16 protein-coding genes are annotated in these 16,025 nt (G+C 61.6%); 14 read left to right on the top strand and 2 right to left on the bottom strand.

What is annotated here, in order from left to right; all coding sequences use genetic code 11:
* Positions 1 to 12: 12 nt before the first annotated feature.
* Complete coding sequence (locus tag AB5Y73_RS00195; RefSeq protein WP_107682701.1) at positions 13 to 1,389, bottom strand: PLP-dependent aminotransferase family protein; 1,377 nt, start codon at positions 1,387 to 1,389, stop codon at positions 13 to 15.
* A 116-nt stretch (positions 1,390 to 1,505) separates the two neighbouring features.
* Here AB5Y73_RS00195 and AB5Y73_RS00190 point away from each other — a divergent pair, with 116 nt between their 5' ends.
* The 8 genes from AB5Y73_RS00190 (at position 1,506) to AB5Y73_RS00155 (ending at position 9,585) form a co-directional block, all read left to right on the top strand.
* Positions 1,506 to 2,102: a LysE family translocator gene (locus tag AB5Y73_RS00190; protein WP_107682700.1), complete on the top strand. Its 597-nt coding sequence runs from the start codon at positions 1,506 to 1,508 to the stop codon at positions 2,100 to 2,102.
* A gap of 125 nt (positions 2,103 to 2,227) precedes the next feature.
* Entirely contained in the window at positions 2,228 to 2,818 is a 591-nt protein-coding gene (locus AB5Y73_RS00185) for a LysE family translocator (RefSeq protein ID WP_005335534.1), read from the top strand.
* 126 nt (positions 2,819 to 2,944) lie between these two features.
* Entirely contained in the window at positions 2,945 to 3,643 is a 699-nt protein-coding gene (locus AB5Y73_RS00180) for an aspartate/glutamate racemase family protein (RefSeq protein ID WP_107682699.1), read from the top strand.
* A 130-nt stretch (positions 3,644 to 3,773) separates the two neighbouring features.
* Complete coding sequence (locus AB5Y73_RS00175; protein ID WP_005362790.1) at positions 3,774 to 4,880, top strand: 1-acyl-sn-glycerol-3-phosphate acyltransferase; 1,107 nt, start codon at positions 3,774 to 3,776, stop codon at positions 4,878 to 4,880.
* A gap of 314 nt (positions 4,881 to 5,194) precedes the next feature.
* The gene (locus tag AB5Y73_RS00170; RefSeq protein ID WP_107682698.1) at positions 5,195 to 5,665 is read left to right on the top strand and encodes a YhcH/YjgK/YiaL family protein; all 471 of its coding nucleotides are present in this window, start codon (positions 5,195 to 5,197) and stop codon (positions 5,663 to 5,665) included.
* 221 nt (positions 5,666 to 5,886) lie between these two features.
* Positions 5,887 to 7,086, top strand: coding sequence for an acetate kinase (locus tag AB5Y73_RS00165; protein ID WP_107682697.1), 1,200 nt, complete (start codon positions 5,887 to 5,889; stop codon positions 7,084 to 7,086).
* Positions 7,087 to 7,229: 143 nt separating this feature from the next.
* Positions 7,230 to 8,471: a mechanosensitive ion channel family protein gene (locus tag AB5Y73_RS00160; RefSeq protein WP_005335524.1), complete on the top strand. Its 1,242-nt coding sequence runs from the start codon at positions 7,230 to 7,232 to the stop codon at positions 8,469 to 8,471.
* Positions 8,472 to 8,658: 187 nt separating this feature from the next.
* Positions 8,659 to 9,585 carry a L,D-transpeptidase family protein gene (locus AB5Y73_RS00155; RefSeq protein ID WP_064335521.1) on the top strand — a complete coding sequence of 309 codons (927 nt, stop codon included), beginning with the start codon at positions 8,659 to 8,661 and terminating at the stop codon, positions 9,583 to 9,585.
* 69 nt (positions 9,586 to 9,654) lie between these two features.
* On the opposite strand, the gene AB5Y73_RS00150 is transcribed toward AB5Y73_RS00155, so the two are convergent.
* Complete coding sequence (locus AB5Y73_RS00150; RefSeq protein WP_019446170.1) at positions 9,655 to 10,548, bottom strand: DUF535 family protein; 894 nt, start codon at positions 10,546 to 10,548, stop codon at positions 9,655 to 9,657.
* Between the two features lie 325 nt (positions 10,549 to 10,873).
* On the opposite strand from AB5Y73_RS00150, the gene putP reads away from it, so the two are divergent.
* From putP to surE, 6 genes are all read left to right on the top strand, one after another.
* The gene (putP, locus tag AB5Y73_RS00145; RefSeq protein WP_005354514.1) at positions 10,874 to 12,391 is read left to right on the top strand and encodes a sodium/proline symporter PutP; all 1,518 of its coding nucleotides are present in this window, start codon (positions 10,874 to 10,876) and stop codon (positions 12,389 to 12,391) included.
* A gap of 208 nt (positions 12,392 to 12,599) precedes the next feature.
* On the top strand, positions 12,600 to 12,917 hold the full coding sequence (gene ftsB / locus AB5Y73_RS00140; RefSeq protein ID WP_005335520.1) for a cell division protein FtsB: 318 nt from the start codon (positions 12,600 to 12,602) through the stop codon (positions 12,915 to 12,917).
* Positions 12,910 to 13,602, top strand: a complete 693-nt coding sequence (gene ispD / locus AB5Y73_RS00135) for a 2-C-methyl-D-erythritol 4-phosphate cytidylyltransferase (RefSeq protein WP_107682696.1) — start codon at positions 12,910 to 12,912, stop codon at positions 13,600 to 13,602. Before ftsB ends, ispD begins: the two co-directional genes overlap by 8 nt.
* Before the next feature lie 146 nt (positions 13,603 to 13,748).
* Positions 13,749 to 14,225, top strand: coding sequence for a 2-C-methyl-D-erythritol 2,4-cyclodiphosphate synthase (gene ispF, locus AB5Y73_RS00130; RefSeq protein ID WP_005335518.1), 477 nt, complete (start codon positions 13,749 to 13,751; stop codon positions 14,223 to 14,225).
* A complete protein-coding gene (gene truD / locus AB5Y73_RS00125) occupies positions 14,225 to 15,283 on the top strand; it encodes a tRNA pseudouridine(13) synthase TruD (protein ID WP_107682695.1) in 1,059 nt (352 codons plus the stop codon). The genes ispF and truD overlap by 1 nt, the downstream gene beginning before the upstream one ends.
* Positions 15,264 to 16,025, top strand: a complete 762-nt coding sequence (surE, locus tag AB5Y73_RS00120) for a 5'/3'-nucleotidase SurE (protein ID WP_040068372.1) — start codon at positions 15,264 to 15,266, stop codon at positions 16,023 to 16,025. Before truD ends, surE begins: the two co-directional genes overlap by 20 nt.

The raw sequence follows: 16,025 nt of genomic DNA, 5'->3' as shown, positions 1-16,025 counted from the left end.
GGCTGGCCCTGACTATAGCAGGGGATTGCTGGGGGGCGTCCCCTGCAGCAGTTGCGCCAGACGGGCCAGCCCCTCGCCGACCCGGGCGTCGGTGGCGGGTTGGCTCAGGCTCAGGCGCACCCCCTGCGGAGCGGCAAACTGACCGGCGGCGAAGTGTTCCCCGCTCGCCACGCCAACGTCAAGGGCATCGGCGGCAGCGGCAAACTGCTGGCTGCGCCAGGGCTCCGGCAGCGGCAGCCAGGCGTGCATGCTGCCCGGCTGCCAGCGGGCGGCAGGCAGCAGGTGGCGCAGCAGTTCGCCGCGGCGTTTGAGGATCTCCCGCTGCTGCTCGACCAGCGGCATGATCTGGCGCTGACTGACCATTTTGCAGGCCAGCTCGATCAGCAGCGGGCTCACCATCCAGCTCGACAGCCGCATGGTCTGGGCGAAGGCGCTGCGCAGGGCGGGGGGCGTCAGCACGAAGCCCACCCGCAGGCCGCCGCAGGCGATCTTGGCCAGACTGCCCAGATAGATGACCCGCTCCGGCGCCAGATTGACCAGAGGGATCACAGGTTGCTGGGGCAGCAGGCCGTTGACGTCATCCTCGATGATCAGCAGATCGTGGCGACGGGCGATGGCGACGATGGCCTCCCGCCGCGCCAGACTCATGATAGCGGTGGTGGGGTTTTGCAGGGTCGGCGTGAGGTAGAGCAGCTTGGCCCGGCGGGTGCGGCAGGCGGCGTCCAGCGCCTCGGGCAGCAGCCCCTCCTCATCCATTGCCAGTCCCACCACCTGATTCTTCAGCTGGCGAGCGTTACCCAGCATACCGGGGTAGCTCAGCCCCTCGCACAGGATGGTCTCCCCTACGCAATTGGTAGCCAGCAGCGCCAGCATGATGCCGTGCTGGGCGCCGTGGCTGAACAGCAGGCGATCCTCACTGCAGGCCACCCCTTGCTCCGCCAACCAGTTGACGAACTGCTGGCGCTGATCCGGCCGTCCCGCCTCCTTGTCGTAGCCGAGCAGGGCGTTGAGATCCCCGTCCGCCACTTCCCCCAGCATGGGGCGAATGATGGCCGCCCGATCCAGCTGCACCGGCAGGTTCTGCCACAGCTCGATGCGGTGCCCCTCCTCCTGGCGGATCACCCACTCATTGGCGGGATCCGTGTTCGCTCCCTTGACCCAGGTGCCGTGGCCCACCCGGGCGGCCAGCAGGCCGCGCCGCTCCGCCTCGCTGTAGGCGCGGGTGACGGTGCCGACGGTGACACCCAGACGATCCGCCAGGGATCGGTGGGTAGGCAATCGGGTCTGTGGTGGCAGCTCGCTATTCGCGATCCCCTGTTCGATCGCTTTGACCAGCTTGAGGTAGAGGGGGCCATCGAAGGCCGTAAGGTCGGGCGTCCAGATTGTCATGGTGACAATAAATCCATTGATCAAAATTTGTTGTCAATATAGCGTGAATTTCAACCTGACAACAACCAAATAGCACACATTGTATCGATACAATGTGGCGAACAAGGAGTCACAATATGACGATGGAGTGGTATGTCACCCTGTTCTGTTTTGCCGTACTCACCTGCGGTACGCCGGGGCCCAACAACCTGATGTTGACGGCCTCCGGCGCCAACTTCGGGGTGCGTCGCACCCTGCCACATCTGCTCGGGGTGGGGCTGGGGCAGCCGGTGTTACAACTGGTGCTGGCGCTGGGGCTCTATCCGCTGTTCGAGCGCTGGCCCTTGCTGCGGCTCGGTTTGCAGATCTTCGGTAGCCTCTATCTGCTCTGGCTGGCGTGGCGTATCGCGGTGGCCGGGGCGCCGGGGGATCCGGCACGGAGGGCCCGTCCGCTAACCATGCTGGAGGGGCTGGGCTTTCAGTTCCTCAATCCCAAGGCGTGGATGATGGGGATCTCCGCCATCAGTCTGTTCAGCCTGCCCGGCGCCAGTTACTGGTCGAGTCAGCTGGCGGTGATGGTCATGTTTGTGCTGGTGGCTCTGCCGGTCTGCTTTGTCTGGGTACTGTTCGGCCATCAGCTGAGCAACTGGATCAGCTCGGATCGGGGCTGGCGGCGGCTCAACGGTTCTCTCGGTCTGCTGACGGCGCTCTGCGTGGTGATGCTCTGGTATTGAGCCGTGCTGCGCTGGAGGGGGAGGTGGCCGAGAAAGAGGCATTTCTGACTTGTCGCCACGGGGTTGGCTCTGCATATTAGAAGGCTTTCCCCATAACGGGGGCGTTGTATCGACAAGAGGTTGAGATGGATCTGAACTGGTTACTGCCCCTGGCGGGGTTTGCCCTGGTTACCTGCGGCACGCCGGGGCCCAACAATATGTTGCTCACCAGCGCCGGGGCGGCGCAGGGTTTTCGCCGCACGATTCCCCTGCTGGTAGGGGTGGTCGGGGGGATCAATCTGATGATCCTCGCTACCGCGCTGGGGCTTGGCGTGGTGTTCGAGAAGGTGCCGCTGCTGCACGACGGCCTCAAGCTTATCGGCTCGGCCTATCTGCTCTGGCTGGCGTGGAAGGTGGCGACCGCCAGCGGCCCGGCCGAGGGCAACCGGCCGCTTATTCCCGCCCATCAGGGAGCCATGCTGCAACTGCTCAACCCCAAGGCGTGGATGATGGCGCTCTCCGCCATTAGCGGTTTCACTCTGGCGGGGGAGGCTTACTGGCCCTCCGCGCTCTGGGTGTTGGTGATCTTCTTTATTACCGGCCTCTACACCGGGGCGTTCTGGGTGCTTTTTGGTGCCCAGGTGCGGCAAATCATTCGCACCGCCCGGGGTTGGCGGCGTTTCAATCTTGGCATGGGGCTGGCGACGGCCGCCTGTGTCGGGATGATCTGGATTTAGCCCGGGGTTGACCCGGGCCTTTACCTGCTGTCTTGTTGGCCCTGCGGGGCCTTTTTTATCTCGCCCGCGTGACCTTGCCTGCAAGGTAGCGTGGTTCTGCCCTCCCTTGGGATGAAAGGAGTTCCTATGAAATGTATCGGTCTGCTGGGTGGCATGAGCTGGGAGTCCACCGTCAGTTACTATCAGGCGTTCAACCGCGGGGTGCGCGCACAGCTCGGTGGTTTGCACTCGGCGCGGGTGCTGCTCAACAGTGTCGACTTTGCCGGTATCGAGCGGCTGCAGCATGCCGGTGACTGGCCCGCTACCGCCCGCCTGCTGGCGGCGGAGGCGCGCAAGTTGCAGGATGGCGGCGCCGATTTCTTGCTGATCGGCACCAACACCATGCACAAGGTGGCGCCCGAGATTGAGGCGGCCATCGATATTCCGCTGCTCCATATTGCCGATGCCACCGCGGCCAAATTGCAGGCGGACGGGATAACCCGGGTCGGCCTGCTCGGCACCCGCTTCACCATGGAGCAGGATTTTTACAAGGGGCGTTTGCAGGAGCGCTTCGGGTTGGCGGTGCTGGTACCCGATGACGCCGGGCGGGAGCGGGTACACAGGATCATCTATGACGAGCTCTGTCTGGGGGAGATCCGTGCATCGTCGCGCGCCGAGTATCTGGCCATTATCGAGGGGCTGGCGGCCGCTGGCGCCGAGGCGGTGATCCTCGGCTGTACCGAGATTGCCCTGCTGGTGGGGGATGCCCGGGCGGCGGCGCCGCTCTACGACACCACTGCTATCCATGCCGAAGCGGCGGTCGCGCTGGCACTGGCATCCGATTAATAAACTGGTCAGATCTCACTATTCATGCTTGTCTCATACCCCTTGCCATAAAAGCGTGTAAAATTGCGCCCTGAATTTTCCCCGGCCAACGCGGGTTGGCTGCGGTTTCCTAGCATGCAAGGCTGACATTGTGACTGAAGTAGATAGATTCGCGGATATTCGCCCCTACCGCGATGAAGAAGTGCCGGCAGCCATCGAACGGCTGATCCAGGATGATGAATTTATCGGCGCCATCGCCAAGTATCGTTTCGGTTCCCTGATGAGCTGGCTGGGTTGGGCCATCCGCCCGATGATCCGCCTGTTCCTGCGCCGCAAATGGTCAAAAGTGACCACTGTGCATCAGGTCCAGATGGGGGTTACCCGGTACATGTCCCGCATGATCGCCACCTCCACCAAGGGGGTGACCTTCTCCGGGATCGAGCATCTGAAGAAAGAGCAGGGCTATCTGTTTGTCTCCAACCACAGAGACATCGCCATGGATCCTGCGTTCGTCAACTGGGGGCTGCACACCCACGGTTTCGATACCGTGCGCATCGCCATCGGTGACAACCTGCTGCGCAAACCCTGCGCCACCGAGCTGATGAAGCTCAACAAGAGCTTTATCGTCAAACGCTCCGCCAAGGGGCCGCGAGAGATGATGAAGGCGCTCGGCGAGCTGTCTGCCTATATTGGCAACTCGGTCCACGAAGGTCACTCCATCTGGATTGCCCAGAAGGAAGGACGCGCCAAGAATGGCGATGACAAGACAGATCCCGCCATCCTCAAGATGTTTTACGTCGACGGCAAGAAGCAGAAGATCGACTTCGTCGACTACATGCGCAGCCTCAATATCGTGCCGGTCAGCATCAGCTACGAGCTGGATCCGACCGACAAGGCGAAGGCGCGCGAGCTCTACGAGAAGTCGGTCAACGGCAGCTACGAGAAGGGCGAGTTCGAGGATATCGAGAGTATCGTCGCCGGTATCGTCGGCATGAAGGGGCGGGTACACGTCTCCTTCGGCGCGCCGATCACCGAGGGCTTCAGCGATCCGGACGAACTGGCCGCGCTGATCGACAAGGCGATCTGGAGCAGCTACCACCTCTTCCCCAGCAACTATCTGGCGGCCGATGTCTCCGGCAAGGCCAACACCATCGAGCAGGCGGCCTTCCTGACCCGTCAGTCAGAGGTGCCGGAAGAGCACAAGGCGATCTGGCGTGCCATGTACGCCAAACCGGTGGAAAACGCCAAAAAGGCTTGAATGAAACCGGTAGCTAAACGGTTTTGCGAAAAAAACGGGCGCTGATGCGCCCGTTTTTGCGTCTGGTCAAAGTCGAGGGGGAAAGGGTGGTGAATAATATGGTTTCAGCTGGTACGATCACTATGAAAATGGGATTATGTCTCTTGGCAAGGTGCTGACGAGTGTGTAACAGTGCCCATATAGCTGAACATGAGCAAAAGCTCTAAACCGGTTTGCACGGATTGCAGACGGCATTATTGAAGGACCTGTCACAGGTCCTTTTTCATTGGCTGGCAAAGATGCCGCCCAGATATACCTAACAGGAAACAGACGCCATGATTACCGGTAGCCTGAACACCCTGCAGCGGACGCCGCTGCCCGCCCCGCTGGCCCGCATCATGGCCGAGGTGGTGAAGAGCGTGGCTCACTGGGGTGACGCTCCGCTCGGCAAGACCGAGATCGATGGTCTCAATCTGTTCTGTCTGGTGAGCGAGGATCTGACCGAGCCAGCCGCGGATCGCCGTGGCGAATTCCATGAGCAGTATCTCGATATCCAGTTGCTGCTGCGCGGTGAAGAGTGGATAGGTGTGGGCCCCCACGACTACGTGAGCGACGGCGCCGACCATCCCCATCCCGACCTCTGGTTTGTCGATGACGAGCAGACCAGCTATCTGGCGCTGCAACCGGGCGATTTCGCCATCTTCTGGCCGGGCGAGCTGCACCGCCCGCTCTGTACCTTCAACCAGCCCGCCAGGGTGAAGAAGCTGGTGGTCAAGGTACACAAGGATCTGCTGGCTATCGCCTGAGCACTCCCATTGAGGCGAGCCCTGCGCAGCTGATGCGTTGAGGCTCGCAAGCATTGAAACCAGTGATACGCACCACAAGTTGCGATCGCTCTTTCAAGAGCAAGAATTGAAAAATTGGACGCACCCTCCTGCGACCATAAGCCCCCGGCAGGGGAATCCCATCCTCTTTTGGATGACACGACACTGTCGGCATAAAGCCGAAGCACAGGAAGATGTAGAAAATGAGCAAGTTGGTATTGATCCTTAACTGCGGTAGCTCTTCCCTGAAATTTGCCGTAATGGACGCCGAAACAGGTGAGGACATGCTGTCCGGCCTGGCCGAATGCTTCAATCTGGATGATGCACGTATCAAATGGAAACTCCACGGGGTCAAGGGCGAAGCCATGCTGGGAGCGGGTGCCGCTCACCAGGAGGCCCTCGACCATATCGTGGGTCACATCCTGCCGCAGGATCCGACTCTTGCCGAGCAACTGGTGGCCATCGGTCACCGAATCGTACACGGTGGCGAGCAGTTCTCCCGCTCCGTGCGCATTGATGACGGCGTGATCGCCGGTATCGAAGCCGCCATTCCGTTCGCCCCGCTGCACAACCCGGCCCACCTCATCGGTATTCGCGCCGCGCTGAAAGTGTTCCCGCAGCTGTCCGAGAAGAACGTGGCCGTCTTCGACACCGCGTTCCACCAGACCCTGCCGCAAGAGGCCTACCTCTATGCGCTGCCGCACAAGCTCTACCGCGAACACGGCATCCGTCGTTACGGTGCCCACGGTACTTCTCACCGCTACATCGCGGAAGAAGCCGCGAAAGAGCTGGGCAAGCCGTTGAATGAACTGAACATCATCAACTGCCACCTGGGTAACGGTGCCTCTGTCTGCGCCATCAAAAACGGCGAATCCGTTGACACCTCCATGGGGCTGACTCCGCTGGAAGGTCTGGCGATGGGGACCCGCTCCGGTGATATCGATCCGGCCGTGGTCTTCTTCATGCACGACCAGCTCGGTTACAGCGTTGAGCAGATCAACCACACCCTGACCCGTGAGTCCGGTCTGCTGGGGATGACCGAAGTGAGCAGCGACTGCCGCTATGTCACCACCAACTACGCTACCGACGCCGGTGCCAAGCGTGCGCTGGATGTCTTCACCTACCGTGTGGCCAAGTATGTCGGCGCCTATGCCGCTGCGATGGACGGTCGTCTGGACGCCGTGGTCTTCACCGGCGGTATCGGTGAGAACGCCGCCATGGTGCGCGAGATGGTGCTGGCGCGTCTGGCCCTGTTCGGCTTCAAGGTGGACAAAGAGGCCAACAACGCCGCGGTACTGGGTGGCGAAGGTCGCATCACCACCGCCGACAGCCGTTGCGCCATGGTGATCCCGACCAACGAAGAGCTGGTCATCGCTCGCGATGCCCTGAGCTTGGTCTGCTAAGTCAACCTCGCTTTGAAACAGCGCCCGGCCTGTGCCGGGCGTTGTCATTTCTGGCGTACGCCGATTTGACATGGGGGAGGGGAGCGGTACCCTGACCACCACTGTTTTTGCAGCCAGCGGGCTGCCCGGTTCGGGAGAGAGCAATGAAAGAGGCGTTTTTTAACTGGTTGTCGGGCCTTGGGGTGGAAGTGACCAGCCTGATGGCGCTGGTGATCGCGCTGGGCTTTATCGTCATCACCTCGTTGCTGCTGCACATGGCGCTGCACCGGGTGCTGCTGGTCCGGCTGGTGGGGATCCTCGGCAAGGCCAAGCAGGTGTGGCTGCCGCCCCAGCTGCAACAGCGCCTCTTCAACCGGCTCGCTTTCGTGTTGCAGGGGGCCGTGCTGCTCGGTCAGGCGGAGATCTGGCTGCCCCGCCAATCGGATAGCCTCAAGCTTATCGAGATGGTAGCCCAGCTCTGGATTTTGCTGTTCCTGCTGCTGGCCTTCTTCGCTCTGCTCGACTGCCTGTTGTCGGTGAGCCGTTATACCCGCCTTGGCCGGGATTTGCCCCTGCGCGGCATCTTCCAGGGGGCCAAGCTGGTAGGCAGCATTCTGGTGGGCATCCTGATGATCGCCCTGCTGCTCGGCAAGTCGCCGCTGTTCCTGTTCAGCGGTCTGGGTGCCATGACCGCAGTGCTGATGCTGGTGTTCAAGGACCCCATCCTCGGGCTGGTGGCGGGGATCCAGCTCTCCGCCAACCGGATGCTGAGTGTCGGTGACTGGCTGCAGATGGACAAGTACGGCGCCGATGGCGAGGTGACCGACATCGGGCTTACCACGGTCAAGGTGTCGAACTGGGACAAGACCATTACCACCATTCCTACCTATGCCTTGATCTCCGACTCTTTCAAGAACTGGCAGGGGATGACCGAGTCGGGCGGCCGCCGCATCAAGCGCAGCGTCAATATCGACATGACCAGCGTGCGTTTTCTGACGGCCGAGGAGCAGTTGCAGCTCAAGCAGGCGCAGCTGCTGGCACCCTATCTCAGTCGCAAGGAGCAGGAGCTGAGTGCTTACAACCAGCAGCTGAGCGATGCCCTGAGCTGTCCCATCAACGGTCGTCACCTCACCAACCTTGGCACCCTGCGCGCCTATCTGGATGCCTACCTGCGCGCCCACCCCGGCATTCGCAAGGACATGACCCTGATGGTGCGCCAGCTGGCACCCACGTCAGACGGTCTGCCGCTGGAAATTTACTGCTTTACCGCGACAACGGCATGGGCCGATTACGAAGGGATCCAGGCCGATATTTTCGACCATATCTTTGCCATCATTGAGCAATTTCATCTGCGGTTGCATCAATCTCCCACAGGTTACGACATGCGTGCCTGGCAACGGGGATAAACAGGGAAACCGGGCGGGTCGAGGACGCGGAAAAAACCGCATATTAATCATCGACCCGTCGCCACTTGTCAGTTGAAATTTGCCGTGCAGAGGAGAAAAATGGCGGCCTTCTCTTCGCGCCCCTGATCCCCTCTTGATCAGCTGCCAGCCCAGAGACGTCACTTCAAGTCATCATCATGGGAAAGTTATGAAGCTCCTTCGCAATAGTGTGGCAACACTCTGCTACAGCCTGCTGCTGACCGCTGCGCCGGTTTTCGCTGTTGAATATGCTCTGCCTGCGGCCAACAGCCGTCTGGTAGGGGAAAATCTGGAATACGTGGTTCCGGCCGAAGAGAACGGCCAGCCGCTGGAGGCCATTGCGGCCAAATTCCAGCTGGGGCTCACCAACATGACCGAAGCCAACCCCGATGCGGACCCCCTGCTGGTACAGACCGGCGAGAAACTGGTGATCCCCCAGCAACTGATCCTGCCGGATGCACCCCGTGAAGGGATCGTGCTGAACGTAGCCGAGATGCGCCTCTACTACTACCCCAAGGGTAAAAAAGTGGTGGAAGTGCTGCCCATCGGCATCGGCCAGCTCGGCACCGATACCCCGGAAAACTGGGTGACCAGCGTGCAGCGCAAGAAAGCGGGCCCGACCTGGACCCCGACCGCCAAGATGCATGCCGAATATGCCGCCCGTGGCGAGAGCCTGCCTGCGGTATGGCCGGCCGGCCCGGACAATCCCATGGGTCTGTTTGCCCTCTACATCGGCAAGATGTACGCCATCCACGGTACCAATGCCAACTTCGGTATCGGCCTGCGGGTGAGCCACGGCTGTGTGCGCCTGCGCAACGATGACATCGCCTATCTGTTCAAGCAGGTACCGGTCGGTACTCGCGTCCAGTTCGTCAACCAGCCGATCAAGGCCTCTCTCGAGCCCAACGGTGCCCGCTATCTGGAAGTGCATCAGCCGCTGTCGCGCAGCGAAGAGGAGTTCAACTCCAAGCTGCCGGCACCGCTGCCGATGACTCCGGCGGTGACCCGCTTCATTGCCCACGCCGACAGCGACTCCCAACTGGTGAAGCAGGCGCTGGAGCAGCGCAACGGCATGCCGATGGCGATCAACCGCTAAGGGCAAATCCCCGTCACGACAAAGGGCGAACAGCATGCTGTTCGCCCTTTGTGTTTCTGCTGCGCTGACTCAGCTTCGCAGCAGATTTGCCTGCAGCTCGCTGCCGAGCTGATCGAGCAGCTGATAGCGCGCCTTGTAGCTGGCCCGCTTGCGGGAGGGGATCTCCTCCAGCGTCTTGCGGGGCACTTCCAGCGGCAGGCTCATCCAGAGTTCATCTTGCACGCAGCCCTGATGCTCCTGCCACAAGCCGTCGAGGTCGAACTTGACCCGATCGGCAGTGCGTTTGCTGCTCTGATAGACGTGGCTTTGGGTGCGGATCCCGAGCAGGCTTTTGCACGCCAACCCCCGGGCCAGCTCGGCGGCCATATAGACCAGCAGGGACATGGGGCGCAGCCCGCCGCACGCCTTGGTGACCAGCTTGATCTCCTCGCTCTGCCCCTTGCCGCCCTGCAGCGAACAGATCTCGAGGGTCGGGTTCGGCGCGGGGCGCAGATTGAGGGCCATGTAATATAGCGCCGCGTCACCCAGCTTGAGGGTCAGGCTCATCTCCCCCTCTTTGCCCATGTGGGTTTGGTAATCCAGTTGCAGGGTGAGGGGGGCCGTCAGCTTGTCGCTCTGCCACTGGGCCAGCAGCAGGCCGCGCCCGCTGTAGATTGCCAGTTGTTGCGCCTTGGGCAGCTGACGTGCCAATTGCTGGTAGTGGCCGCTGATAAGCCCGGCTCGCAGGCGCTTGCGGAGCCCCTTGTGGCGATAGGGGTGGATCGGCTTTTCCAGAATATCGGGGAAGCGGCTGATCGCCTGCGCCAGCAGCGGTTGCTCCTGCTGCTGGCGATAGAGGGCGCGGGCGCCGGGATTGAGCCAGAGACGCCCCACATACTTGGCCCGTCGGATGAGATGACCCGACTCCTCCACCGGGTGAAGGCGGCGGGCGAGGGTGCGCAGGTGTGACAGATGAGATGACATGGTGCCGACCTCTGACTGGTGTAATGAGACAGGGCGGGGAGTGTAGGAGCGGGGCGCTGGCTTGTAAAAAATGGATAGTAACAAAATGTGAAAACATAACGCTCAGTAGCGGCTGGCGCTGCGAGATGACCGTCACGGCCACGGCAGGAAATCTGGCGCCATCCTCTTGATGCGGCAGATGATTTGATGCGCAAAGGTTTTTATTGTGTTTTGTGTTTGTTAAAAGTGGTTGAGCTGGCGCGAACGGCTGATTAAGCTAGGCCGGTTTTTTAGGGATGAGCCCGTCACCAGAGCGGGCAGAAAATGACACAAAACGGAGTTTTGCATGACAGCTAGCACACCCATGTTAATCACCTTCCTGGTGTATATCCTCGGGATGGTGTTGATCGGCTTCGTCGCCTATCGCGCCACCCGCAACTTTGATGACTACATTCTGGGCGGCCGCCGGATGGGGAGCTGGGTCACAGCTCTCTCTGCCGGCGCCTCCGACATGAGCGGCTGGCTGCTGATGGGGCTGCCCGGCGCCGTCTTCGTCAGTGGCATCTCCGAGAGCTGGATCGCCATCGGTCTGGTCATCGGTGCCTACCTCAACTGGCGCTGGGTAGCGGGTCGCCTGCGGGTACATACCGAGAAGAACCGCAACGCCCTGACCCTGCCGGACTATTTCACCTATCGCTTTGAAGATCACAGCAAGGTGCTGCGCATTCTCTCTGCGCTGGTGATCCTGCTGTTCTTCACCATCTATTGCGCCTCCGGCGTGGTGGCCGGTGCCCGTCTGTTCGAGAGCACCTTCGGCATGGATTACAACACCGCCCTCTGGGTCGGTGCCGCCGCCACTATCACCTACACCTTCTTCGGCGGCTTCCTCGCGGTGAGCTGGACCGACACTGTGCAGGCGACCCTGATGATCTTCGCCCTGATCCTGACCCCGGTCTTCGTCATCATCGCCGTCGGCGGGGTGGACAGCGCCATGATCGAGGTGGCCGCCAAGAGCGCTACCAACCTCGACATGTTCAAAAATCTGGATGTGATCGCCATTGTCTCGCTGATGGCCTGGGGCCTTGGCTACTTCGGCCAACCACACATTCTGGCCCGTTTCATGGCGGCGGACTCCCACCACTCCATGGCCAATGCCCGCCGAATCAGCATGACCTGGATGGTGTTCTGTCTGGCTGGCGCGGTGGCCATCGGCTTCTTCGGGCTGGCCTACTTCGCCCGCTTCCCGGAAGTGGCGGCTGGAGTGACCGGCAACCCGGAGCGGGTCTTTATCGAGCTCTCCAAGATCCTGTTCAACCCCTGGATCGCCGGGGTGCTGCTCTCCGCTATTCTGGCGGCGGTGATGAGCACTCTAAGTTGTCAATTACTGGTCTGCTCCAGCGCTATCACAGAGGATCTTTACAAGCCTTTCCTGCGCAAGAACGCCTCCCAGCGTGAGCTGGTATGGGTGGGACGCCTGATGGTGCTGCTGATCGCGGTGATTGCCATCGCCGTTGCCATGAATCCGGAAAACCGGGTGCTGGGGCTGGTGAGCTACGCCTGGGCCGGTTTCGGTGCCGCCTTTGGTCCCGTGGTGCTGCTCTCGGTGCTGTGGCCGCGAATGACCCGCAACGGCGCGCTGGCGGGCATGCTGGTCGGTGCCATCACCGTCATCGTCTGGAAGCAGTTCGGCTGGCTGGGGCTGTATGAGATCATCCCGGGCTTCCTGTTCGCACTGCTGGCTATCGTGGTGGGCAGTCTGCTGGGCGAAGCGCCCTCAAAAGCGATGCTGGAGCGTTTCCGCGATGCCGAGGAGGAGTACAACACTCCGGCCGAGAGCGCGGGAGAGCCGGTCGCGGTGAACTGATCCCCCTTACCGCTTTCTGATTGAGAGCCCCGCCCCCGGACAAGGAGCGCCCTGGTTGGCCATCCTTGCACCGGTTTGGCGGGGCTTTGTGCTATCTGATTCACTCTTGGGCACTTTTTTATGTTCGGCCGGTGGCTCCCGGGTGCTCGCTTTCTTTTGTCTTGGCACCGAATATGGGACACTAGGCCGCCTGAAGGAGACCTAGTGCATGCGGCTATTCACCCTGATCCTGATCCTCCTGCTGGGGGGACTGCAATATGACCTCTGGCTGGGGAAGAACGGGCTATCCGATTATCAGAACCTGTCGGAGGCCATCTCGCAGCAACAGCGGGACAACCAGACTCTCAAGGATCGTAACGACCTCATTTACCGCGAGATAGATGATCTCACCTCTGGCCTCGAGGCCATCGAGGAGTTGTCGCGCAACGATCTGGGTTACATCAAGCAGGGGGAGACCTTCTACCGGATCATCCCCAAAGAGAAAGACAAAGAGACAGCGCCGGACGATGAGCCCTACGATGACTGATGCCAGCCGGATATCCGGCCTGACGGCGATCGTCCCTGCCGCCGGTATCGGCAGCCGAATGGGGGCCGATTGCCCCAAGCAGTACCTGCAACTGGCGGGTAAAACCATTCTCGAACATACCCTGGAGCGGCTGCTCTCCCACCCGGCCATCGCCCAGGTGATCGTGGCGCTGGCGCCCCATGACCGCTGGTTCGAGGCCCTGCCCGTGGCGGCCGAGCCGCGCATTGTGCGGGTCGAGGGAGGCGCCGAGCGCGCCTTTTCCGTCCTCAATGGTCTCCATGTGGCGCAAGGGGAGTGGGTGCTGGTGCACGATGCGGCCCGTCCCTGTCTGACTCACGGCGATCTCGATGCGCTGATTGTCGCGGCCATGAGCTGTGGCGGCGCCATTCTCGGCAGTCGGGTGCGCGATACCATGAAACGCTCCGATGGGGAGGGCAATATCATCGCTACCGTCGAGCGCGAGCAGCTCTGGCATGCCCTGACGCCGCAGATGTTCCCGACCCGTGCCCTGAAGCGGGCGCTGGAAGAGGGGCTGCTGCTGGGCGCCACCATCACCGACGAGGCCTCCGCCATGGAGCGGGCCGGATTCACGGTGCGCATGGTGGAGGGGCGCGCCGACAATATCAAAGTGACCCGGCCGGAAGATTTGTCGCTGGCGGGGCTGTTTTTAAGCCAGCAGGCATAAGCCCCTCAGTCAGAACAGACCGTTCAGAGCAGAGTGTCTCGAACAAACAGGCCCGAACAAGGAGTTAGCATGATCCGGATTGGACATGGTGTGGACGTACACAAAATTGATGGGGTTGGTTTCAGCATGTTGGGAGGTTGCCGCTGATGATGCGCATTGGTCATGGTTTTGATGTTCATAAATTTGGTGGTGTTGGCCCCTGCATGCTGGGTGGCGTGCCGGTTCCCTACGAGCAGGGGCTAGTTGCCCACTCCGACGGCGATGTGGTGCTGCACGCGGTAAGCGATGCCCTGCTGGGGGCTATTGGTGCCGGTGACATCGGTCGCCACTTCCCCGATACCGCTGCTGAGTTCAAGGGGATCGACAGTCGCATCCTGCTGCGGGATGTCTTTGCCCGGGTACAGAAGGCGGGTTATGCCATCGGCAACCTGGATGTGACCATCATCGCCCAAGCCCCCAAAATGGCGCCCCATATCGACGCCATGTGCGCCGTGCTGGCCGCCGATCTGCAATGTGATTTGAACCGGGTGAACGTCAAGGCGACCACCACCGAACAGCTTGGGTTTACGGGGCGCAAGGAAGGGATCGCCACCGAAGCCGTCGTCCTACTGGTGAAACAATAATGCTGGAACAACTTGCCTATCTGCACGGGGCGCCCACCGCCCGCGGTATCCTCAAGGCCGAGGCCGCCGACTTCGTGGTGAATGAAGATCTCGGCTTCGAGCCCTGTGGCGAGGGGGAGCATATCTTCGTCCGGGTGCGCAAAACCGGCGAAAACACCGCCTGGGTAGCGGGTCTGCTGGCCGATGCGGCCGGAGTCAACCGCAATGCGGTGACCTGGGCGGGCCTGAAAGATCGTCACGCGGTGACCGAGCAGTGGTTCGGCATTCACCTGCCGGGCAAGGCCGAACCGGACTTGTCGGTTATCGAGAGCGACAGCATCCAGATCCTGCAAGCCAGGCGTCACAACCGCAAATTGCGGGTTGGCTACCTCAAGGGCAACCACTTCACCCTGCGTCTCACCGGTCTGGAACAGGCCGACGGGCTGGAAGCGCGCCTGCAGGCCATCGCCACTCAGGGCGTGCCCAATTACTATGGTGAGCAGCGTTTTGGCCGCGATGGCAACAACCTGGAAGCGGCCAAGGCGATGTTTGCCGGCAAGCGGATCAAGGATCGCAACAAGCGTTCCCTCTACCTCTCTGCCGCCCGCAGCATGCTGTTCAACGCCATCGTCAGCGCCCGTATCGAGCAGGGGCTGGCTCATCAGCTGCTGGCCGGTGATTGCGTGATGCTCAAGGGCAGCCACTCCATCTTCAGCGAAGAGAGCGTGACCCCCGAGCTGGAAGCGCGTCTTGCCTCCGGCGACGTGCAGCTGACCGCGCCCCAGTGGGGCCGTGGCCGCTTGGCCAGTCAGGGCGCCGCTGCCGAGTTCGAACAGGGCGTGCTGGCCCCTTACAGCGATTGGTGTGACGGGCTGGAGAAAGCCGGGCTGGATCAGGATCGCCGCCCCCTGCTGCTCAAGCCGGAGCAGGTGAGCTGGCAGCTGGACGGCGAGGCGCTGACCCTCTCCTTCTTCCTGCCGGCGGGCGCGTTTGCCACCAGCGTGGTGCGCGAGTTAATGCAGGCCGAAGAGGCCGATCACGGTTTCAGGAATCAGACCGATGCGAATTCTGGTCAGTAATGATGATGGTGTGCATGCAGAGGGCATTCGTGCCCTCAGCGAGGCGCTGCGCGCCTGCGGCGAGGTCATTGTGGTGGCGCCGGATCGCAACCGCAGCGGCGCGAGTCACTCCCTGACGCTGGAAGTACCGCTGCGGGTTACCCGCATCGCAGAAAACGGCTTTAATGGGTGCGAGAGCTATGCGGTGAAGGGGACGCCGACCGACTGCGTGCATCTGGCGGTCAACGAGCTGGTGCGTCCTGAACCCGACATGGTGGTGGCCGGCATCAACCACGGTGCCAACTTGGGGGATGATGTCATCTACTCGGGCACGGTCGCCGCGGCCACCGAGGGGCGCCATCTCGGCTACCCCTCCATCGCCATCTCGCTGGTGGGCAAGACCCACTTCGCCACGGCGGCCCACTATGCGGCCCTGCTGGTGAAGGGGCTGATGAAACACCCCCTGCCTGCCGATCAGATCCTCAACGTCAACGTGCCGGACTTGCCCCTCGAGCAGATCAAGGGGATCAAGACCACCCGCCTTGGCAATCGCCACCGGGCGGAGTCGGTGATCTGCACCGAGGATCCCCGTGGTCAGCCCATCTACTGGATCGGCCCCCCCGGTAGCCAGCAGGATGCCGGTGACGGTACCGATTTTGCTGCCATCGAGCAGGGTTATGTCTCGATTACCCCCCTGACCATCGATATGACTGCCTACGACAGTCTCGCCGGTCTGGGGGCCTGGTTAGATCTGCAGGGATGA

The organism is Aeromonas sp. s7(2024) (assembly GCF_040907825.1).
Classification (GTDB): domain Bacteria; phylum Pseudomonadota; class Gammaproteobacteria; order Enterobacterales; family Aeromonadaceae; genus Aeromonas; species Aeromonas veronii.
The sequence above is the reverse complement of the archived record's forward strand: the minus strand, read 5'-3'. Positions and strand labels throughout refer to the sequence as shown.

Bases quoted from the DNA above. Each gene is read 5' to 3' on its own strand.
- ispF (WP_005335518.1), top strand. From the start codon at position 13,749: ATGATGCGCATTGGTCATGGTTTTGATGTTCATAAATTTGGTGGTGTT.
- AB5Y73_RS00190 (WP_107682700.1), top strand. From the start codon at position 1,506: ATGACGATGGAGTGGTATGTCACCCTGTTCTGTTTTGCCGTACTCACC.
- AB5Y73_RS00185 (WP_005335534.1), top strand. From the start codon at position 2,228: ATGGATCTGAACTGGTTACTGCCCCTGGCGGGGTTTGCCCTGGTTACC.
- AB5Y73_RS00170 (WP_107682698.1), top strand. From the start codon at position 5,195: ATGATTACCGGTAGCCTGAACACCCTGCAGCGGACGCCGCTGCCCGCC.
- AB5Y73_RS00150 (WP_019446170.1), bottom strand. From the start codon at position 10,548: ATGTCATCTCATCTGTCACACCTGCGCACCCTCGCCCGCCGCCTTCAC.
- AB5Y73_RS00160 (WP_005335524.1), top strand. From the start codon at position 7,230: ATGAAAGAGGCGTTTTTTAACTGGTTGTCGGGCCTTGGGGTGGAAGTG.
- AB5Y73_RS00195 (WP_107682701.1), bottom strand. From the start codon at position 1,389: ATGACAATCTGGACGCCCGACCTTACGGCCTTCGATGGCCCCCTCTAC.
- surE (WP_040068372.1), top strand. From the start codon at position 15,264: ATGCGAATTCTGGTCAGTAATGATGATGGTGTGCATGCAGAGGGCATT.
- AB5Y73_RS00155 (WP_064335521.1), top strand. From the start codon at position 8,659: ATGAAGCTCCTTCGCAATAGTGTGGCAACACTCTGCTACAGCCTGCTG.
- putP (WP_005354514.1), top strand. From the start codon at position 10,874: ATGACAGCTAGCACACCCATGTTAATCACCTTCCTGGTGTATATCCTC.
- ispD (WP_107682696.1), top strand. From the start codon at position 12,910: ATGACTGATGCCAGCCGGATATCCGGCCTGACGGCGATCGTCCCTGCC.
- truD (WP_107682695.1), top strand. From the start codon at position 14,225: ATGCTGGAACAACTTGCCTATCTGCACGGGGCGCCCACCGCCCGCGGT.
- AB5Y73_RS00165 (WP_107682697.1), top strand. From the start codon at position 5,887: ATGAGCAAGTTGGTATTGATCCTTAACTGCGGTAGCTCTTCCCTGAAA.
- ftsB (WP_005335520.1), top strand. From the start codon at position 12,600: ATGCGGCTATTCACCCTGATCCTGATCCTCCTGCTGGGGGGACTGCAA.
- AB5Y73_RS00180 (WP_107682699.1), top strand. From the start codon at position 2,945: ATGAAATGTATCGGTCTGCTGGGTGGCATGAGCTGGGAGTCCACCGTC.